Origin of the sequence: Mucilaginibacter robiniae (assembly GCF_012849215.1) — a bacterium.
GTDB lineage: Bacteria > Bacteroidota > Bacteroidia > Sphingobacteriales > Sphingobacteriaceae > Mucilaginibacter > Mucilaginibacter robiniae.
Map to the genome: position 1 here is coordinate 1279559 of NZ_CP051682.1, position 18582 is coordinate 1298140.

Here is an 18582-nt window from a genome sequence, read left to right on the forward strand (position 1 = left end):
AATCGGTCTTTTACAAAGCAAATAAAAATTAGCAAGATGGACTTGTAAAAAGCAATTAAAAGGTAGTTAACTGTGCACTTAACTGCTTTTTAACTATAAGGTTCCCGTGCAAACAATATTTTTTATACTACCTGCCAAATCGCATCCAAGAACCACTGCCTTTCATCAAAAAAGTACTGTATAGGTTTAAAACCAGCTTGTATAGCTAGTTGATCAGTTTCTGCCACGGCATATTTCTGTGAAATTTCCATAAAAATATATTCGTCCTTTTTAAAATGAATAGTTTCATTTGCTCCTATGGTCACCTCCTGGTCAACCAAACTAATCAAATAACTTTTGCACGAACCTGTTTCCGGATCATACATTGGGTAATGTTCAAATTGCGAAATACTGAAATTAGCATGCAATTCACGATTTATACGTTCCATCAAGTTTAAATTAAACTGCCGGGTATAACCTGTATTATCATTATAAGCAGCCAGTACGGTATGCGGATTCTTTTTTAAATCAATACCTATTAACACCCGATCTTCAGGTTGCAAGTACTGCCGTAATTTAGTACAAAAAGCTTGTGCATCAGCAACCGGCATATTACCTACGTTAGAACCCAAAAACAGCACTACCTTTCGGCGAGTAGATATTTTGGCTGCTTCCTGTAACATATCAAAGTAATCACCATTGAGGCCATGCAGTTGTAAACCGGGCAAAGCACCAGGCAAAGCAGCATTCAGGTAAGTAATAGTATTAGCCGATATATCGATGGGCATATAAGTAAAATCAGCCTGCTGCTCCAGTAAATACCGTAACAAATAAGTAGATTTAGTAGCATCACCGGCACCTAATTCAATCAAATCAAAGGCGCTTCCATCAGCCATCATAGCTTCGCAAATAGCTTGGGTTTGCTGCGTAAATATTTCCAACTCGCAATTAGTAGGGTAATATTCCGGGCAGGCCATGATCTGTTGAAATAGCTTATCACCAGCACTATCATAAAAATATTTTGCTTCCAGATGCTTAGGATGGGATGTTAACCCATTAACTACATCCTCATAAAACTGCTGATTAAGAATGGGCTGTGTACACGGGGCTTGTTCTGTACAAGCCTGATTATCGGTATTTTTCATGTAGGAAGATGTAAGGTATAAGTTTAACGCGCTAAACGGATGCCATTGAATAACCAGCGCAGGTTGGGGTGAAAAAAATTTCGGTAAGTAATACGGCTATGTCCCGGCGGCGTAGCTTCTGAGGCACCGCGAAGCACTTGCTGACTTACCATAAATTTACCATTATACTCGCCAATAGCACCTGGCGCTTTGCTGAAACCAGGATAAGGAAGATAGGCGCTTTCGGTCCACTCCCAACTTTTACCCCAAGTAAATTGGGTAGCCGCAGCTTCCCACTCAAACTCGGTAGGTAAGCGCATACCCTTCCAGGCGGCGTAGGCACTAGCTTCGTAATAGCTTATATGCATTACCGAATCATTAAGGTTTAAAGGTTCTAGCCCGCGCAGGGTGTAAATAAACCATTCCCCTTCTATCAGGTGCCAGTATAAAGGGGCAGTAATTTTATTTGTTTTTACCCAATCCCAACCTTCTGCATGCCAATAGCGAAAATCTTGATAACCGCCATTATTAATAAACTCTAGATATTCGGCATTGGTTACCTGACTGGTGCTGATCTGATAAGCATTCAGATATACTTTGTGCCGATTCAGTTCATTATCAAAGTTGAAACCTTCACCTGTATGACCGATTTCATAAATTCCTTCGTTCATGCTGATGAACCCCGATGTTTCTTCTATTTTGGGTGAGCTATAATTCCTATCATAAGCCGGGAACAACGGGTTATGTCCCAGAATGTACTTGATATCGTAATACAACAACTCTTGGTGCTGCTCTTCATGGTTTAAACCCAAAATGAATAATTCTTCTATTTCAAGTGATGGTTCATGACATAGAAAGTTATAGATGGCTTCATCCACGTACTCCCGATACAAATACACATCTTTTACTGTAGGCCGGCTTAAATTACCGCGATCTGTACGGATTACCCTTGCACCAACGGTTTCATAATAGCTATTGAACACATAGTTATAATCAGGATTGTATTCCTGGTACCCCATAAAATGAGGTTTTAGAATAAAAGTTTCAAAAAACCAAGTTACATGCCCGATGTGCCACTTAGGCGGACTTACATCTACTATGGGTTGTACAACATAGTCTTCAGTTTGCAAAGGGCTGCATATTTGTTCGGTGCGCTGGCGCACAGCTCGGTAACGATCAGCTAAAGTCATGTTATGGGTTACTAGTCAGAAAGCGTTTTAAATCTGAAATTGTTTTGATGTGCAATTCGTTAGCTTGTTTTTGCCGCATCATGAGTGCATACGCATTATTAAAGCCTATCGGTTTTAACCATTGAATTTGGTAGCGTTTTTGGAACTCCTGTTGTACGTAATGGTAGGTTGCATCTTTATCAATACTTACAGTTTGTATATCTTTTTGCGAAGGTTGTAAAAGTACCAGTAATCCTGTACCGGTATATTCCGGATAAAAATCAATCTGGTTATTAGTTAAAGCATCAAAACATATTTTGGTACCGCCTAAGCCGGTTTTAGTAGCTGTACTGTAATCTGTATACCCTTCAATCAGCATGCTGTACATACTGGCTAAAATGTATTGTTCGCCAAAAACTTTAGAACCAATGCGCACTACGCCTGCCTGTCCGTTTCGACTGGGTTTATATAGATGTTGTGCTACCAGGAAATCTTTAGCTACCCGTTCGGGTGTTTGATGCAGGTAATCGGTGCGATAATTAAGCTCGGTCATTACTGAGTCGTTGATATGCCCGGCTAATAAGTTCAACGTTTTTTCCAGCTCCGGAAATTTCCGCAATGCATCCTGCCGTACAATAGGCGCTGCATAGTAGGGTGGAAATATCTTTTTATCATCATTCAGCACTACTAAGTTAAAAGCCTTCAGCCGACCATCGGTGGAGTAGCCACTAATTACATCCAATTGCTTTTCATAAGCGGCATTGTACATTACAGCATCATTAATCACAATAGTATGAATTTTCAGACCATATTTTTGCTGTAAACCCAAGTTACCATCCTGTCGCCCCATGAACTCAGGGGTAAAACCAGCAGTAAGCTTGCTACCGTAAGCCGAGGGCACAAAGTAAAAACAAGCCAGTATCAAGGCGATTATCGGCACAGCATACGTACCCACTTTCAATTTTTTAAAGCTAATTTTTTGCACCAATGAAAGCAAAAAATCAAACACCACAGCCAGCAAAGCAGCCGGAATAGCGCCTGCTAAAATCATGTTGCTGTTATTAAGGGATATACCTCCAAATATAAATTCCCCCAGACCTCCAGCAGCAATGTAGGATGCAAGCGTAGCTACACCCACGTTAATTACTGTAGCAGTACGAATACCCGCCAAAATAACTGGCATAGCCAATGGTAATTCTACCTTAAATAGTACTTGGCTATTACTCATGCCCATAGCTAATGCGGCTTCTTTTATTGAACCATCTACCCCGGTAATACCAGTATAAGTATTACGAATAATAGGTAATAACGCATATAAAAACAAAGCTACAATAGCGGGCTTGGGCCCTATGCCGAGTAAAGGAATCATGAAACCGAGCAATGCAATGCTAGGTATAGTCTGTAACACCCCGGCTATGCCTAATACCGTACCGGAAAGCTGTCTTTTACGAGCAATAAGAATACCTAAAGGTAAACCAATAAGCACGGCAATGAATAGCGAAATAAAAGTAAGCCCTATGTGCTCCAGCGTTTGTTGCACCAGCTTACCCGATTGCTGCTGCATAAACTGCCATAAACTTTGTTGCTGGTTGTTCATATTGCTTAGCGTTTATTTTGATAAGCGTAAAAAGCCGACATGAGTTGCTCGAAGGTTATGGCTTTTTTTTCATCCTTTTCCGGCTGTTTAATGTTCAGTACCTGTGCATTTTGTAGTTTAAAAGCCTCCATAGCTGCCCACACATTATTGCTACTGTCGATAACTGGATAATTATGAGTATTCTTAAACGATGGAGGCAACAAGCTCCATAAATCATCTAATGTCAAGGCTTTTAATTCCAGTTGCAAGCGTTGAGCTTGCATAAATTCTTTTACAAACTCATTAGCCGGATTAAACAGCAGCTCGGCCGGTGTGCCTAGTTGTATTAAATGGCCTTGATCCATCAAAGCTATGCGGTTGCCCAGCTCGAAAGCTTCCTGCACATCATGTGTTACCATCACAATAGTTTTGCGTTGCAACTCATCAAGTTGCTTAAACTCAGCTTGTATCTTACCACGGGTAATATTATCAAGTGCACCGAACGGTTCATCCATTAATAAAACCGGCGTATCGGCCATTAATGCACGTGCTAAGCCAATACGCTGTTGCTGTCCCCCGCTTAATTGATTAGGGTAATGGTTTAAAAAATTGACCGACAAGTGTAGTTTTTCTACTAATTCATGCATCCGGGTGTTGATTCGTTTTGCATCCCACTTTAACAGCTTAGGTACTATAGCAATATTTTCAGCTATGGTATAATGTGGAAATAAGCCATTATTTTGCAGTACATAACCTATACCTCTTCGCAACTGCTCGGGTGGTTGCTGGTTAACATTTTTACCGTTGATGAATATTTCTCCATGGGTTGGCTCCACCAAGCGGTTCAACATCTTTAGCGTAGTAGTTTTGCCACAGCCGCTGGTACCCAGTAGAATCAGGTTTTCATGCTCGGCTACTTCAAAGCTGATATCATCAACCGCTTTGGCCGAACCATAATGTTTACTCAGGTTTTTAACCTTAATCATGCAACGTAAATGTAATAAATACGTCTGTTGTTTGGCGAGTTAACTCTAAAGATTGTAGGGATTATTAAATAGCTACGTTACAAGATAAACATTCTAACTATTAAGCTTTAAGATATTCATGTATCTAGTAGGTATTCAATATGTTTAGATTATAAAAACCGTATTGATTCGTTCTGATAGCCTGATGAATAATAGGTAGCATCAGGTATACCAACCGCTTCAATTATATTTTCTGGAACATTGATGCCCATTTTTATAAAGCAATGAACATTTGTGATTCAGTTGTTTAAAGGCGAAGTAGCTTCTTTAAAAATCTTTATTCAACAGTTTTTCTAGCTCTGCAAAGCTGATGTTCATTTTCACTTTGCCTTGCTTCGCATATGAAATTTCGCCAGTCTCTTCAGATACAATTAAAGCTGTAGCATCATTAGCCTCGGTAACCCCAATGCCGGCCCGGTGGCGTAAGCCAAATTGCGGCGGTAAGTCGGTATTATCGGTAAGTGGTAAGATACAACTGGCCGAACGAATTTTGTTGCCTGATATAATTACAGCTCCATCATGCAACGGACTGGTTTTTTGGAAAATACTTTCCAACAATCGCTTAGAGATAATGGCATCCATCACCTCACAACTATTTACGTATGATTGTTCGTCGTAATCACGTACAAAAACAATCAGGGCTCCGGTACGGGTTTGCTTGAGGCTTTTGCAAGCATCTACAATGGGCTTAATGCGTTTGTAATTATCTTTAGCTGCATCATTATTACCTGAAAAGTAACGCCACCAAGCCCTATTACGCTGTAACGAGGCATTACGCCCCAGCAATAGCAAAAAACGCCGTAACTCCTGCTGAAAAATGACGACCACTGCTATAATGCCCACTTGGATAAAGGTATCCAGTATTTTCATGAGCAGCGTCATGTGTAAGGCATGCACCACAAAATTGAGCAGGATGATGATGATAAGACCGATAAGAATATTAACGGCTATGGTGCCTTTAATCAGGTTGTAGAGTTGGTAGATCAACAAAGCCACCAACACAATATCCAATGCATTAAACAGTGTAAAATGAAATTGGCTTAAATCAAGTGCGGGCATGTAACGAAGATAGGATTTTTTTAGTTGTTTGATTGATTAGCGCTAAATGCACTTTACTACTTATTGCGTCAAAATGTTACAAGAAATAATGCTTTTACCTGCGTAATTACGCATTTACCAATCCGTTGTGCTTATCAAACAAAACCTATTTACCAATTGTGTTTTATGCAATTTTAATAACTGACAAGAAAATTCATTTCAATAATATTCTACTATCATGAAAAACATCAATCAACTGATGCAATCTTTTCTATCATCATCGGGTGAATGCAACCGGCGCGAATTTTTAGAAAATGCCGGTAAAGGGTTAATGGCAGCTACTGTTATTGGCGAACTAGCTTCGTGCACTGCCGATGCTCAAAATATGGGAGGTGGCGGCATGCATAAATCTATGGCCGATACTATTCGGGTACAGGTACCTAGTCAGCATGCGGCTACCGAAAGGCAGCAGGAAACTGGCACCGCTATGATAGAACCGGATAAGCGTATAGGCTATGCTATAGTCGGACTTGGTGAATTAACGATAGGCCAGATTATGCCTGCTTTTGGCGCCTGCAAATATGCAAAACCGGTAGCATTGATAAGCGGTCATCCAGACAAGGCCCAGAAGGTAGCAGCGCAGTATGGCATTAACCCGAAGAACATATATGACTATCAGAATTTCGATCAAATTAAAAACAACCCGAAAATTGAAGCCGTATATATTGTATTGCCCAATGGCATGCACGAAGAGTTTGTGACACGTGCAGCACAAGCCGGCAAACATGTACTATGTGAAAAGCCCATGGCTAACTCCAGCAAAGAAGCTGAACGCATGATAGCCGCCTGCAAAAAAGCTGGTAAAAAACTGATGATTGCCTACCGCATTCAGTATGAACCTCACAACCGCATGGCTATGAAGTGGACGCGTGAAAAGCATTTTGGTAAGGTAAAAGTAATTAGTTCTACCAATGTGCAAAACATAGGCGATCCGTCGCAATGGCGCTTAAAAAAGGCATTATCAGGTGGTGGCTCGTTACCTGATATTGGTTTGTATAATATTAATACTAATCGCTTTTTATTGGGGGAAGAGCCGCATACCGTTGTTGCATCCACCTATAGCACACCTAACGACCCACGTTTTAAAGAAGTGGAGGAAGCGGTAATGTTCCAGATGTTTTTCCCAAGTGGTGCTATTGCCAACAATGTGTGCAGCTATGGAGTACATAATTCTAAAAACTACCGCTGCTTTGCCGATAATGGTGGTTGGTTCGGCCTAGACCCAGCTTTTGATTATGAAGGTCTTAAAATGGAAGCATCGCAAGCACAAGGCAAAATAGAGATGAAGCAAAATCCTATCATAAGCGACAAAAAACAATTTGCATTGGAAATGGACCACTTTGCACAATGCATAATGGAAAACAATGAGCCTTATACCCCTGGTGAGGAAGGTTTGCAAGACCATAAAATCATGGAAGCTATTTATGAATCGGCCCGTACCGGCAAGCCAGTAAAGTTAGAAATGATTACCACGTTAGATACGTTCCGGCACGTAGATAATGCGCCGAAAGAATCATAAAGCAGGAAGAATCAAGACCAGAAGCCAAGATAAAATATAAAATAATTAACCAAAATATTAAGCAAGCAGCTGCTTAATGATAACAGCATTTTATGAAGTATATTCTTGGCTTTTGGTTATTACGTTTTTCTTAACCTACTTATTACGCTCAGTAGTATATCTAACTAGCTGTTCCAACCCTTGGCGGGCTTCACTTGGTGGAAAAGTGTTTAAAATTTCAAATGCTTCATTTTGGTACTTTTGCATTTGCGTTTCGGCATACTGTAATCCGCCGGTTTGCTGTACAAAACTAATAATTTGAGTAATTTTCTCAGGTTCTTCGTTATGATTTTTCACCAGATTAATAATACGCCTTTTCTCGGAAGAGCTAGTATTATTTAAAGCATAAATTAATGGTAAGGTTACCTTTTTCTCTTTAATGTCAATACCTAAAGGTTTCCCCACATCATTGGTACCAAAATCAAACATGTCATCCTTAATCTGGAAGGCAATACCAATTTTTTCACCGAATAATCGCATTTTCTCTACCGTTTCAACATCAGCTCCTGCTGATGAAGCACCACATGCGCAACAAGCTGCAATTAATGATGCAGTTTTCTGGCGAATAACGTCGTAATAAATATTTTCGTTAATATCCATACGGCGTACCTTTTCAACCTGCAACAACTCACCCTCACTCATTTGTTTTACAGCTTCATTTACAATGCGCAGTAATTGAAAATCGTTATTCGCCAAGGATAAATCCATGCCTTTCGCCAGCAGAAAATCGCCGACTAAAACTGCAATCTTATTTTTCCATAAAGCATTTATAGAGAAAAATCCGCGGCGCTGATAAGAATTATCTACCACATCATCATGCACCAGCGTGGCAGTATGCAGCAGTTCAACTAAAGCCGCTCCACGATGAGTGGCCTCATTTACGCCACCACATAAACTGGCCGAAAAAAATACAAACATGGGCCTGATTTGCTTACCTTTTCGCTTTACAATATAATGTGTAATACGATCAAGCAGGGGCACTGAGCTTTGCATAGAGGCTTTAAACCTTTCCTCAAAAACATCAATCTCGGCAGCTATAGGCTTTTTAATCTCGTCCAGGTTCAGCATTCAAACTAAACAACGTATTCTAGTGTGTGAGTTTTACCCTTACGGATAACCGGCAGCAAACATAAATAAAATATATGGATAAGCCGTTGATGAATAAAATTAACATAACCGTTAAACCATTTAAAGGATGCAGGCTCTATAAATCAGATAAACAATAAAACTTATGAAAATTAAAATATTTGGAAGCCTGTTAGTAGCCGCATTAGCACTAACTACTATAGCCGAAGCTCAAACCAAAACACCTGTTATTAACATGCGTGAGCACAACCAACATCAACGTATTAACCATGGTGTTAACCATGGCCAGCTTACCCGTGCAGAGGCTTACCGTTTACGCCGCGAAGAACAACGTTTGGCATTAAACAAACGTATGGCTAAAGCCAACGGCCATGTAAGCCGCGCCGAACGCCGACATTTACGCCATGAAGAAAATAGGCTTAGCCATAATATTCATCGATACAAGCATAATGATTTAAAAAGATATTAGTACTGAGTTGTAGTTTTTGTTTAAGCGAAGTACCGGAAGCGGGCTTCGCTTTTTTATTGCACAAAGTCGGGTATTATTATACCTTTGTAGCTCAATAGTGCATTTACGGAGAGGTGTCTGAGTGGTCGAAAGAGCACGCCTGGAAAGTGTGTATACGTCAAAAGCGTATCGAGGGTTCGAATCCCTCCCTCTCCGCTGATTACGTTAACAAAAGTGTCAAAAAGCCCTTTAATTGTATATTAAAGGGCTTTTTTAATTTTCCACCCTACTAAAAATCACATAAAAACGCATAACTCTATTGCGTGATTCATTGCGTGATTTCAAATTTCAAAATCACGCAATGAAACTTGTGTAAACAGCTGTAATACAGCCTGTTTACGGCATGGACATCTTGTGTGACCAATGCCAGAAATGTACTTTTGTTTCACCGTAATAATTAGAGTTATGTTAGAGAAAACCTTCGGTCTGCTTTTTTTTCTTAAAAAGTCTCAGAACCAGAATGACGACAGATTTATTTACATCAAAATCACGGTTGACGGCAAATCCAAAGAACTGTCAACAAAGCGCAAATGTGAAGCGTCAAAGTGGAATGTACACGCAGGACGAGCGACCGGGAATAAAGAAGCTGTCAAAGAACTGAACTATTTCCTGGATACACTGGAGCAGCAGGTGTACCTGGCCAAGAGAATGCTGATAGAATCAAATAAACCTGTTTCTGCTCAGGCCATTAAAGATATACTTACCGGCAATTATGAAAAGCCAAGAATGATCCTTGAAATTTTCAGGCATCATAATGACCAGATGAAGGCACTGGAAGGCATTGATTATGCACGCGGCACGATTGGCAGATATGAGATTTCGTTCGGGCATACCCGGTCGTTTATGAAATGGATGTATGGAACCGATGAGGATAAGGACATCAGGGAACTGGATCACGAGTTTATCGCACAATATGCCTTCTGGCTAAAAACAGTCAGAAAATGCAATCACAATTCTACGGTCAAGTACCTCGCCAATTTTAAGAAGGTAGTGCTGGTATGTGTTAAAAACAGGTGGCTGCCGGGTGATCCGTTTGCCAATTTTAAATTAACAAAGAAAAAAGTGGAGAGAACCGCCCTGACAGAACGGGAACTGAGGCGTTTGGAGGAGAAGGAATTTTCGACAGCCAGGCTGGATGCAGTCAGAGATATTTTTGTGTTCAGCTGCTATACAGGACTTGCTTTTGCAGATGTTCAGAAGCTGAAACGGTCAGATATCAGAATTGGGGCTGATGGGAAGCACTGGATTTTTGTACACCGCCAGAAAACGAATGCGCCCTCGAGGATTCCATTGCTCGTTCAGGCTAAAAACATTCTTTCCAAGTACAGGAATGATCCGAAATGTTGCAACACTGGGATAGCATTACCTGTGCTGACGAACCAGCGGATGAACTCATACCTGAAAGAAATTGCCGACTGCTGCGGGATCAGGGCAGAACTTACGTTCCATATTGCAAGGCATACTTTTGCCACTACGGTCACACTCAATAATGGCGTGCCTATAGAATCAGTATCAAAAATGCTGGGTCATGCCGACATCAAGCAGACCCAGCATTACGCGAAAATGCAGGATGATAAGGTGAGCAGGGATATGCTCCAACTAGAGGAAAACTTGCTGGAGAAAAATAGTTTGAAGGAGGGCGAAACCAGGATGGCTAAAAGCTTTTTCGAATTACCGTAACTAACCGCGTTCAAATGATGAGCTTAATGATACTTCGCTGATAGGCATCATAATTTGGAAAGTATTCAATGTATTCCAGCTTCCTGAGCTGGTTAATGCACTTATGGTAAGTGGTTATACTTCGAAAATGTGCGCCGGTCATCAGCTGTTTCCGGGACACCCTTAACTCCTGCGGACAGCCGCCTTTCTGCCATAGGGTTAAGATAGAAGTATACAAACTGATGTGCCAGACGCTGACACGCGGGTCTTCTGTAATTTTGGCGTATAAGGAAACCAGTGTTAACATTTCAGGTGTCATATACTATAGGGTTTTACCGCTGATCATGCTTTCCACATCGGCCAGTCTGTAAAAATGTATGCCGCCTACCTTATGAGATTTCAGCTTGCCGGTCATGCGCAGGTTCTGAACGGTGGCGGTGGAAACTTTCAGCAGCTTGCGCACATCTGCACACCGAAGCCATTCTTTCGTTTCCGGTCTGTTGTTGATCAGTAAAGCCTGAATGTCATTGAGCAGCGTTTTCCGGAAAGCTTCCAGATCATCTTTGGTGATTATTTCTATTGCCACAAAGGGTAGTTTAAGAAGTTAAATAATTTTGTTGAAAAAAGGGCGCCAGGGACGTTGCCCCGGTATCTGCATTGAAGGTGTTTTCACTTTGCTTTGAACCTGGTATTCAAGCTTACCTACCCAGAAGCGTCTACAAACTTCTTCCTGGTTCGGGTCCGTAAAAGATCATACTTCGGGGGAACGACCTCGGCATAAAAGCCACGGTAATTAAACCGGTGTTCACCGCGCAGGTAACGCTTCACGAAAACCGAAAAATCTTCATCGGGTCTGGCAACTTTCCTGCGGTAATGCTCTTTAACAAAGTGAACCATCTGCTTTTTACTTTCGAACCTCATGAGCGATGTCTTGTAAAGTTCAGACAGGATCTGCGGCTCTACCGGCACGATCAGTCCGATATTGTCGTATTCTTTGATGTAAACGGACCACTCATAATACATAGAAAGGGCAACCTGATACGACATGGCGATCAGTTTCATGATATCCATTAATTGCCGTTTAGGCAGAAGTCTAATAGCGTTCGGCGGCAAAACATAGCTGGGGTGCAAAGAGATCGGATTCGGCAACTCAGTGACGGACAGTTTATCTGCGTCCTCGAATTTTGATGCCAGGGAGAAGAAGCCCCTGTTGAGCTCATAGCCATCTTTAAACCCGTAAAAGGCTTCTGTATGTTTATTGTAAAAGGCGGAAGAGATTTCGTAAGCATACTGAAGACGTGACCTTAAATTCTGCTTGGTGCGTAAATCCAACTGTTTGACCTTGTTTAATTGAATGGTTTCTTCAAGGGTCATCAATTTGATGTTCAGGTCCGGAAAGATTTCCGGCGTCGCCTGCAGGTCTGTAAACGGCATAAAATATTGCATCTGCCGGTGAAGCGTATCAGGTCCGTCAGCAATGAGATAAGCTTTGTCAAAATGATTGCGGGTAACAGCCGGCAGGTATTCCGCGAATCGCATCTGATGAAAATTCTGCTGTATCATGAGCATGGCCCATTCCAGGCGGTCAGTAAATTCTGCGCCTATAAAATCGTTGGTGATGGCTTCCCGGAACTGCTGTTCGGTAAGTGCCAGGTCTTTGTTTAATAAACTTGCATCTTTCATGAGAAAAAAGTTAAAGTGTAAGTCAGAAAGCAGGGCTGCTATTGCGGAAATGGGCTTTTTATGAGCTGATTGAAACCCGTGAATGGGTGCAGAGAGCAAACGATAAAACCGTACAATGCGTGCCTGCAAGAGCCGGAATTACTTAGCTATAAAAACAGGATTAAAAGAGAAAAGTCCCTAAGCGCTTGCCGCCGGGACTTTTCAACCTAAACCTTATCACAATTCAGGCAGACGAGGCTGCCTGAGATGCCCAATATAAAAATTTTTTGCGGATCACCGCTGATGCCGATACCGCATGTATTCACGAAACTGATGCTCATCCAAGCGCCGCCTCATCTCCGTGCGTTTCATCCGAACATTCAACCGCCACAGGAAGATAGCCCAGATACCGAAGGCAATGCCATAGCACGGCCAAGGATAGGTTTTATTGCCCAGGGCACCCCAAAACGCAAAAGTAGAGATCAAACAGGTAATCATCAGGTGAGCAAAGGTTTTCATTTCAGCTTCGTGTGGAGGTTCTAAAATACTAATAAAATTAGCTATTCGCAATTATTAGCATCAATTTATTTCCATAATGCAGTTCAATGCGCGGGCCCGCTGTACCCATTCTCTCAGCTCTCCCACCAGGTCCATTGCGGGAATACCGGTCAGCGTGAGCACAGGATTCTCAGGGTCCGTACTTTTCAGGGTCAGGTTCATCAACCCGAAAACCTGCATGAGAACGGGCCGGGTCAGAATGTAGTCTTTCACCCGGAAGAGTTCCAGATAATCTGTTCTTTTGAAAAGTAAACCGCTGCTGACCTGCAAGGAACCTTCCGTAATCACGTACTGAATACTCCGGATATACCGCAGCCGATATACGGCAGCCAGCATGAACGCCAGGCTGCACCAGATGAACACCGGTGACAGGGTCCAGGCCAGCACCAGAAAAAGCAGGGATAATCCGGTCGGTAAGACAGACCGCCATAGCGCATAACTAAGCGCGGGCCTGAGGGTAATCAATTTTGGAGGAGTCATATTGTAACTGGATTAAATGGGTGACGTGCAGGGCAGGTTTGCTGGTGCGGATGCCAAGGCGCAGGCCAAAGGCTTTTTCAAAGTGGTGCAGACTGCAACAGCTTTCGTCAAAGTCAGCGGTTCGGCCCTGATAGCTGACTGCTGCTTTCTTTTTTTGCCAGCACAAAGAGACCGTTTTACCCTTGAGCAAACACGCTGCTTTGATGTCTGTCAGCTTTCCAAGCAGGCTATGAGCAAACACCAGCGTAAATTTCCGGCGTCGGAACGCGCTGCGAAGCCATGACAACTGCGCGGGTGTGGGAAGATTGCCGAGCGATACGAACGCTAAAGCTGCCGGATCTGCGTAACTGGACCGGTGAATCGCATACCAGGCAATCGCTTCCATAGCGGAGTTCGTGATGACTACTTCCTGAGCATACCGGTTGCCCGCGAGCCACAGGCCGTCGGTCGTCGGAACATAATGGTAACCTTGATCATAAACTTCGCTTACCCCGCCGTAATCAAAGCAAAGACTTTCTGCATGAAAAAAAGCCTCAGCCTCCGGGAAGATGCCCAGCCTTTCCAGCACGGGATTCATCAGCGTGAACTGCCGTTACGGGTATTGGAACGTGGCGTCTGCTCCGGAAACCGGCGCACCTGATCTTCCAGGTCTGCAACGGCATTCCGGTAGCCAGCGCTAAGGCGCTCCGCTTCCTTTTCATCCCGGGGCTTATTGAACAACGCATTCAGTCCTTTGTAAAGCATGTAAGACAACCCGCCGTCAATTAGAATTGAAGCTACCAGCGCTATTTTGTTGGAACGGATGCCATGCAAATCGGCCGCGGCATAGGCAAAGCGGGTCTGGTCCGCCAGTTCCACTTCCTGCCCTTTCCGGTAGCGTTCTTTCTGTGCGGGCGTGAGGAACTCGTTGTTCACCATATCCGGTACCAGAATTTTTTCTGTGTCGGAAACGATGAATTCACGTGTATCCGCATCAAACTCAACGAGGCGTTCCGTTCTATTGCCCTTGTCGTCAACGGTAATCTTCAGCAGATTGGCAACTTCCCCTTTCTGCAACTGTTCGGACTCAAAATCGTCCAGGAAATCCGGTGTGGCGGATTTCCGGTACACCGGGTGGATCAGCAGATCGACTTTGCCGTCTTTACCCTCCGTCAGTGAAATTTTGGCATTCAGGGATTTGATTTTGATATTGCCGGCTTCCAGGTTGCGCAGTTCTAAAAGAGCTGTACGCCTGCCGGAAAGCAAGGCCTTCAGGTCATCCACATTCAGCAGCAGCTGACCGCCGGTCGCCAAACCGATGGTTTCCAAATCCCGCATAGGGAGTTGTTGTTCGTTAAAACTAATCAGGTTCATCTTATCGGGTCATTTTATAGGTGTGTTCCAGTTCAGGTTCTTCAGCCATCAGGCGGTCTTCCCCGCGCGGATTGGTTTTAGCTTCCAGCAGCGACTTGAAAAGCCCATCGCTGGGCTTGATGGTTCGCTTGGTGCCTTCCGTATCCTCTACCTTGACGCTCTTGTTTTTATAAACTTCCAGCACTTTGTAGACGGTGTCCAGATAAGCAATCCCGTCACCTTTGTTGAATCCGACGGGCTTGGGGGCCGCTTGTTTCTGACTGCGCTCCCGTCCGGTACCCAGCAATAGCCCGGTGATCCGCTGGGCATCGCGGGCAGCTTTCGCGATTTCAAACGGTTCATCCTTCAGAATTTTGGCGAAAGCGCCCATATAGGTTTTATGCTGCCCGAAGTCATGCCCCAGCTTTAGTTGACCACCAATCAGGATAGCGGCAATCGCGGCCCGCAGTTCCTCGCGGGCATATTCCATGGATCCCAGCCGCCCTTCCATAGGGCGTTTCAAACGGCTCTCGTGGCCTGACCAGTGCGCCAGCTGATGGATAGCGGCCTGGTAGTACTTCGTTTCATTCTCAAAGGCGCTTTTCGCGGGCAGGAATATAGCGTCGCGCTTCTGATCATAATAAGCTTCCTGTCCGCCCTCGATGATCGTAGCGCCGCTGGCTTCGATCAGTTTCGCGGCTTTTTCCACCGGTGTCTGGGTATCCGCAGCCTCCAGCTTGCCCAAATAAGTTTCCAAGGGTTCCATGTTATTCATCTGGCTGCCGTTAAACAGGAAGCTTTTGGTGGGCTGCGGCTTGTCGAAGGTGACCGTGCGGGTTTGGGTGACGCCTTCCTCATTTTTGATGGGCTTGTCATCCGGCGTGCGCATTTTCTGAATCTCTGTTTTCTTGGAAAACTCGATCAGGGTTGCTGAAGCATCCTTTTTCACCGGTGTTCCCGCAAAACGGGCGGCATCGAAAGACAACCAGCGGGGGTCGTCGTGCCGTTGCATACCCAAGATCAGCGCATTCATGGCGCTGTACCCTTTGCCGGTGACCGGGTTGACCGGCGTGACAAAAGCGGGTCGACCATTTTCCTTCACGGGCTGCTGGAACAGCGATGTTCCGTCTTTGATCTCCTGCACCAGCTTTTCTGAAAGCTGCACAGGAAGTGCTTTAAAATTTTTAGCCATGATATTAATTTGTTTAATGAAAAGAGCTGCCTGCGCTTTAGCGAAGCAGTAGCCTGAAAAATTGCACAGGATTGATAAAGCGGCCGCGATAGCGCACGGCGAAGTGCAGGTGCTCACCGGTAATCCGGCCGGTTGCCCCGGTGATGCCGATCGGCTGACCTGCAGTTACCGAGTCAGCGCCCCCGACAAAAGCCTGGCTGAGGTGTCCGTAGATGGTTTGCATAACGCCATGCTGCAGTGCTACATAAACCCCCTAGTTTAGCATCGAAAGATTTACACCTGACCGTGCCACCAAGTACAGCAAACACCGTGTCGTGGCGGGCATGCAGGTCAACGCCTTCATGAAACTGTACGCGTCCTGTCAGCGGATGCCACCGGTAACCGAAAGACGAATTGATGTGCAGGTGCCGAAGCGGCAGGCACACCAGCAGGGCAAGCATACAGCACTTCACCGGCTGTACGCTTTGCTGACTTCCAGTTCCCTTGCCGGCATGGCGGCTACCAGGGCTTTATCCCAGATCGCCGGGTGTTCCGCCGCCATCTGCAAAGCATTGACGATGGCAGTGGAGGTACCTTTTTCCTGGAGCAGCATCACTTTATAGAGTGCCTTGAAGTCGTCGAGCTTCATGCCCGTGCCGGAGTCGGTCAGTTCCTGCAGGATGTCTACCTTGTGTTTGAGCAGCATCAGATCCTGGCTGCTGTAGTTGGCTTCTTTGCCGCCCAGCATGGTGACATAGATTTCGTCTGCGTCACGGGCATAAGTAACGACGCCGACCTTGCCCTGCTGGCGCACCGGGTCGTCGTGAAAGTCGGGTCGCACCAGTACCAGCGACCCGTTCAGGTTTTCAAAATTTTTCATGTTTTTTTAATTAAAGGTTAGCGGCCGACCCTGCGGCTCCGGTATTCGCCCAGCGCATCTTCCAGGCTCAGGATGACCAAGGGTTGCAGGTGCTCGTGCTGCTGCACGAGTTCGAAAGCCGTCCTAAGTTGTATGGCCGAGCCATAGCGCTGCAGCAGCGCTATGGAATGCAGGTCTTTCCAGATACCCGGCGACAGCGTTGTGGCCCGGTTCTCCATCAGCTCATACAGCTTTTCGGGTGGCTGCAGCACCTGTAAAGCACCGGCACTGTAATGCGCCAACACCATATCGTCGAAGCGGATCAGATAATCATCCTTTCCGCGGTCAGCTTCAATGATGACACCGATCTGCCCCATTCGCCCCGCAGGGTCATCGCAGAGCAGCGGATGCACCATCACGGTCATCCCGGTCAGTTCATCTGGATTCATGATGGATGGAATTAGTTATTTTTAAAGGAGCCTTTCGGCGGTACAGGTGATTCGGCCGGCTTGAAGCGGGCGACCAGCACCTGCACTTCCTGGCTGATACGGTGGAAGTTCTCGCGGAGCTTTTCATCCTGCCTGCCGCCGAAATCATAAAACGCCGGCAGCGGGCGGTAGCCCTTCGCTTCCCGTTTAAGGGCTTCCATATCTAGGTTGATGCGGCAGTTCACCGCTGAGGTTTTGAACTCGCCGGTATAATGCTCATCGGCATCGGTGGCAATGACGCCGACCATTTCACCGCTGCCCAGAGAAGCAATTTTTCCAGCTGGAATCAGGATCTCCAGTTTCTCGTTCAGCGAGGTCGAGGTCTTGTTGCGGTCGATGGACAAGCCTTCACCAATCTGCTTGGACTTGCCCAAGTAGGTATTCCGGGGATGTTGACCAGGCTATTCCGTGGCAAACTGACCAGTCTGAGAACTGGCGGAATGATGCAGCCAATGCTGTAGAAGCATTATTACAAAGTTAGCTATCTCAAGTTATTATTGGTAACTGATTTCCTTTTCATCAGCCCTGCGTTTTTTTCTCATGGATTCACCCTTGAGATCCAGCCGGTGAGCGCTGTGTACGATACGGTCTAATATTGCATCAGCTATTGTTTTTTCACCGATGACCTCATGCCATTTACTGACCGGAAGCTGTGAGGTAATGATCAGGGATGCTTTACCATGCCGGTCTTCAATGATCTCCATCAGGGCAGCCCTGTTTTGTGCATCAAAAGGCTGCAAGCCAAAGTCATCGAGTATGAGCAGTTGCTGGCGTTCAATCTTTGCGATCTCTTTGATGTAGGAGCCATCAGCCTTGGCCATCTTGAGTTTGGCAAATAGCTTGGGTGTACTGGCATAGAATACCCTATAGCCCTGCATACAGGCCTGGTAACCAATAGCAGAGGCGATGTAGCTTTTGCCAATGCCGGTGCTGCCGGTCAGGAGCACATTCTCATTGCGCTCAATGAAGGTGCAGTCCGCCAGGCGCATGACCAGGTTGCGGTCAATGCTCCGCTCTGCCTGGTAGTTCACCTCTTCAATGGACGCTTTGTAGCGGAACTTGGCATGATAGATCTGGCGCTCTATACGCCGGTTATGCCGGTCATCCCATTCGGCATCCACCAGGTAGGCCAAGAGTTCATCGGCCGTGTAGTGATCTGTTTGCCCGGTTTCCAGGCTGCTTTGAAAAGCATGGAACATGCCGAAGAACTTCATCTTCCGCAGTTTGTCTAAAGTGTTTGTATTCATATG

General features: G+C 44.9%; 21 protein-coding genes, 1 tRNA gene and 1 pseudogene. 4 read left to right on the forward strand and 19 right to left on the reverse strand.

Annotated elements, in window-relative coordinates; all coding sequences use genetic code 11:
* Positions 1-122: 122 nt before the first annotated feature.
* From egtD to cdaA, 5 genes are all read right to left on the reverse strand, one after another.
* Positions 123-1124, reverse strand: coding sequence for an L-histidine N(alpha)-methyltransferase (gene egtD, locus HH214_RS05620; RefSeq protein WP_169606403.1), 1002 nt, complete (start codon positions 1122-1124; stop codon positions 123-125).
* A 23-nt stretch (positions 1125-1147) separates the two neighbouring features.
* Complete coding sequence (gene egtB, locus HH214_RS05625) at positions 1148-2293, reverse strand: ergothioneine biosynthesis protein EgtB (protein ID WP_169606404.1); 1146 nt, start codon at positions 2291-2293, stop codon at positions 1148-1150.
* 1 nt (position 2294) lies between these two features.
* Entirely contained in the window at positions 2295-3869 is a 1575-nt protein-coding gene (locus HH214_RS05630) for an ABC transporter permease/substrate-binding protein (RefSeq protein WP_169606405.1), read from the reverse strand.
* A gap of 5 nt (positions 3870-3874) precedes the next feature.
* Positions 3875-4834: an ABC transporter ATP-binding protein gene (locus HH214_RS05635; protein ID WP_169606406.1), complete on the reverse strand. Its 960-nt coding sequence runs from the start codon at positions 4832-4834 to the stop codon at positions 3875-3877.
* Positions 4835-5140: 306 nt separating this feature from the next.
* Complete coding sequence (gene cdaA / locus HH214_RS05640; RefSeq protein ID WP_169606407.1) at positions 5141-5932, reverse strand: diadenylate cyclase CdaA; 792 nt, start codon at positions 5930-5932, stop codon at positions 5141-5143.
* 217 nt (positions 5933-6149) lie between these two features.
* On the opposite strand from cdaA, the gene HH214_RS05645 reads away from it, so the two are divergent.
* Positions 6150-7490, forward strand: coding sequence for a Gfo/Idh/MocA family protein (locus HH214_RS05645; RefSeq protein WP_169606408.1), 1341 nt, complete (start codon positions 6150-6152; stop codon positions 7488-7490).
* Positions 7491-7625: 135 nt separating this feature from the next.
* Here HH214_RS05645 and HH214_RS05650 read toward each other — a convergent pair whose 3' ends face one another.
* A complete protein-coding gene (locus HH214_RS05650) occupies positions 7626-8597 on the reverse strand; it encodes a polyprenyl synthetase family protein (RefSeq protein WP_169606409.1) in 972 nt (323 codons plus the stop codon).
* A 163-nt stretch (positions 8598-8760) separates the two neighbouring features.
* Here HH214_RS05650 and HH214_RS05655 point away from each other — a divergent pair, with 163 nt between their 5' ends.
* From HH214_RS05655 to HH214_RS05665, 3 genes are all read left to right on the forward strand, one after another.
* Positions 8761-9084 carry a hypothetical protein gene (locus HH214_RS05655; RefSeq protein WP_169606410.1) on the forward strand — a complete coding sequence of 108 codons (324 nt, stop codon included), beginning with the start codon at positions 8761-8763 and terminating at the stop codon, positions 9082-9084.
* A 107-nt stretch (positions 9085-9191) separates the two neighbouring features.
* Positions 9192-9279, forward strand: a tRNA-Ser gene (locus HH214_RS05660).
* A 249-nt stretch (positions 9280-9528) separates the two neighbouring features.
* Entirely contained in the window at positions 9529-10803 is a 1275-nt protein-coding gene (locus tag HH214_RS05665) for a site-specific integrase (RefSeq protein WP_169606411.1), read from the forward strand.
* Between the two features lie 10 nt (positions 10804-10813).
* Here the strand turns inward: HH214_RS05665 and HH214_RS05670 are convergent, their stop codons facing one another.
* The 13 genes and pseudogenes from HH214_RS05670 to istB form a co-directional block, all read right to left on the reverse strand.
* Positions 10814-11101: a hypothetical protein gene (locus tag HH214_RS05670; RefSeq protein ID WP_169606412.1), complete on the reverse strand. Its 288-nt coding sequence runs from the start codon at positions 11099-11101 to the stop codon at positions 10814-10816.
* 3 nt (positions 11102-11104) lie between these two features.
* Complete coding sequence (locus tag HH214_RS05675) at positions 11105-11368, reverse strand: helix-turn-helix domain-containing protein (RefSeq protein WP_169606413.1); 264 nt, start codon at positions 11366-11368, stop codon at positions 11105-11107.
* Between the two features lie 116 nt (positions 11369-11484).
* Positions 11485-12465, reverse strand: a complete 981-nt coding sequence (locus tag HH214_RS05680; RefSeq protein ID WP_169606414.1) for a hypothetical protein — start codon at positions 12463-12465, stop codon at positions 11485-11487.
* Positions 12466-12738: 273 nt separating this feature from the next.
* Complete coding sequence (locus tag HH214_RS05685; RefSeq protein WP_169606415.1) at positions 12739-13014, reverse strand: hypothetical protein; 276 nt, start codon at positions 13012-13014, stop codon at positions 12739-12741.
* Between the two features lie 9 nt (positions 13015-13023).
* A complete protein-coding gene (locus HH214_RS05690) occupies positions 13024-13482 on the reverse strand; it encodes a PH domain-containing protein (protein WP_169606416.1) in 459 nt (152 codons plus the stop codon).
* On the reverse strand, positions 13442-14059 hold the full coding sequence (locus tag HH214_RS05695) for a hypothetical protein (RefSeq protein WP_169606417.1): 618 nt from the start codon (positions 14057-14059) through the stop codon (positions 13442-13444). The genes HH214_RS05690 and HH214_RS05695 overlap by 41 nt, the downstream gene beginning before the upstream one ends.
* Complete coding sequence (locus tag HH214_RS05700) at positions 14059-14835, reverse strand: DUF4099 domain-containing protein (protein WP_169606418.1); 777 nt, start codon at positions 14833-14835, stop codon at positions 14059-14061. The genes HH214_RS05695 and HH214_RS05700 overlap by 1 nt, the downstream gene beginning before the upstream one ends.
* Before the next feature lies 1 nt (position 14836).
* Positions 14837-16006: a zincin-like metallopeptidase domain-containing protein gene (locus tag HH214_RS05705; protein WP_169606419.1), complete on the reverse strand. Its 1170-nt coding sequence runs from the start codon at positions 16004-16006 to the stop codon at positions 14837-14839.
* 37 nt (positions 16007-16043) lie between these two features.
* Positions 16044-16247: pseudogene (locus HH214_RS05710) on the reverse strand (M23 family metallopeptidase); the annotation flags it as partial.
* Positions 16248-16454: 207 nt separating this feature from the next.
* Positions 16455-16865, reverse strand: a complete 411-nt coding sequence (locus tag HH214_RS05715) for a hypothetical protein (protein ID WP_169606421.1) — start codon at positions 16863-16865, stop codon at positions 16455-16457.
* Between the two features lie 17 nt (positions 16866-16882).
* On the reverse strand, positions 16883-17293 hold the full coding sequence (locus HH214_RS05720) for a hypothetical protein (RefSeq protein ID WP_169606422.1): 411 nt from the start codon (positions 17291-17293) through the stop codon (positions 16883-16885).
* 11 nt (positions 17294-17304) lie between these two features.
* The gene (locus tag HH214_RS05725) at positions 17305-17706 is read right to left on the reverse strand and encodes a hypothetical protein (RefSeq protein ID WP_169606423.1); all 402 of its coding nucleotides are present in this window, start codon (positions 17704-17706) and stop codon (positions 17305-17307) included.
* Positions 17707-17826: 120 nt separating this feature from the next.
* Positions 17827-18579, reverse strand: coding sequence for an IS21-like element helper ATPase IstB (istB, locus tag HH214_RS05730; protein WP_169605652.1), 753 nt, complete (start codon positions 18577-18579; stop codon positions 17827-17829).
* Between the last annotated feature and the right edge of the window lie 3 nt (positions 18580-18582).

Bases quoted from the DNA above. Each gene is read 5' to 3' on its own strand.
- egtD (WP_169606403.1), bottom strand. From the start codon at position 1,124: ATGAAAAATACCGATAATCAGGCTTGTACAGAACAAGCCCCGTGTACA.
- egtB (WP_169606404.1), bottom strand. From the start codon at position 2,293: ATGACTTTAGCTGATCGTTACCGAGCTGTGCGCCAGCGCACCGAACAA.
- HH214_RS05630 (WP_169606405.1), bottom strand. From the start codon at position 3,869: ATGAACAACCAGCAACAAAGTTTATGGCAGTTTATGCAGCAGCAATCG.
- HH214_RS05635 (WP_169606406.1), bottom strand. From the start codon at position 4,834: ATGATTAAGGTTAAAAACCTGAGTAAACATTATGGTTCGGCCAAAGCG.
- cdaA (WP_169606407.1), bottom strand. From the start codon at position 5,932: ATGCCCGCACTTGATTTAAGCCAATTTCATTTTACACTGTTTAATGCA.
- HH214_RS05645 (WP_169606408.1), top strand. From the start codon at position 6,150: ATGAAAAACATCAATCAACTGATGCAATCTTTTCTATCATCATCGGGT.
- HH214_RS05650 (WP_169606409.1), bottom strand. From the start codon at position 8,597: ATGCTGAACCTGGACGAGATTAAAAAGCCTATAGCTGCCGAGATTGAT.
- HH214_RS05655 (WP_169606410.1), top strand. From the start codon at position 8,761: ATGAAAATTAAAATATTTGGAAGCCTGTTAGTAGCCGCATTAGCACTA.
- HH214_RS05665 (WP_169606411.1), top strand. From the start codon at position 9,529: ATGTTAGAGAAAACCTTCGGTCTGCTTTTTTTTCTTAAAAAGTCTCAG.
- HH214_RS05670 (WP_169606412.1), bottom strand. From the start codon at position 11,101: ATGACACCTGAAATGTTAACACTGGTTTCCTTATACGCCAAAATTACA.
- HH214_RS05680 (WP_169606414.1), bottom strand. From the start codon at position 12,465: ATGAAAGATGCAAGTTTATTAAACAAAGACCTGGCACTTACCGAACAG.
- HH214_RS05690 (WP_169606416.1), bottom strand. From the start codon at position 13,482: ATGACTCCTCCAAAATTGATTACCCTCAGGCCCGCGCTTAGTTATGCG.
- HH214_RS05695 (WP_169606417.1), bottom strand. From the start codon at position 14,059: ATGAATCCCGTGCTGGAAAGGCTGGGCATCTTCCCGGAGGCTGAGGCT.
- HH214_RS05700 (WP_169606418.1), bottom strand. From the start codon at position 14,835: ATGAACCTGATTAGTTTTAACGAACAACAACTCCCTATGCGGGATTTG.
- HH214_RS05705 (WP_169606419.1), bottom strand. From the start codon at position 16,006: ATGGCTAAAAATTTTAAAGCACTTCCTGTGCAGCTTTCAGAAAAGCTG.
- HH214_RS05715 (WP_169606421.1), bottom strand. From the start codon at position 16,865: ATGAAAAATTTTGAAAACCTGAACGGGTCGCTGGTACTGGTGCGACCC.
- HH214_RS05720 (WP_169606422.1), bottom strand. From the start codon at position 17,293: ATGAATCCAGATGAACTGACCGGGATGACCGTGATGGTGCATCCGCTG.
- istB (WP_169605652.1), bottom strand. From the start codon at position 18,579: ATGAATACAAACACTTTAGACAAACTGCGGAAGATGAAGTTCTTCGGC.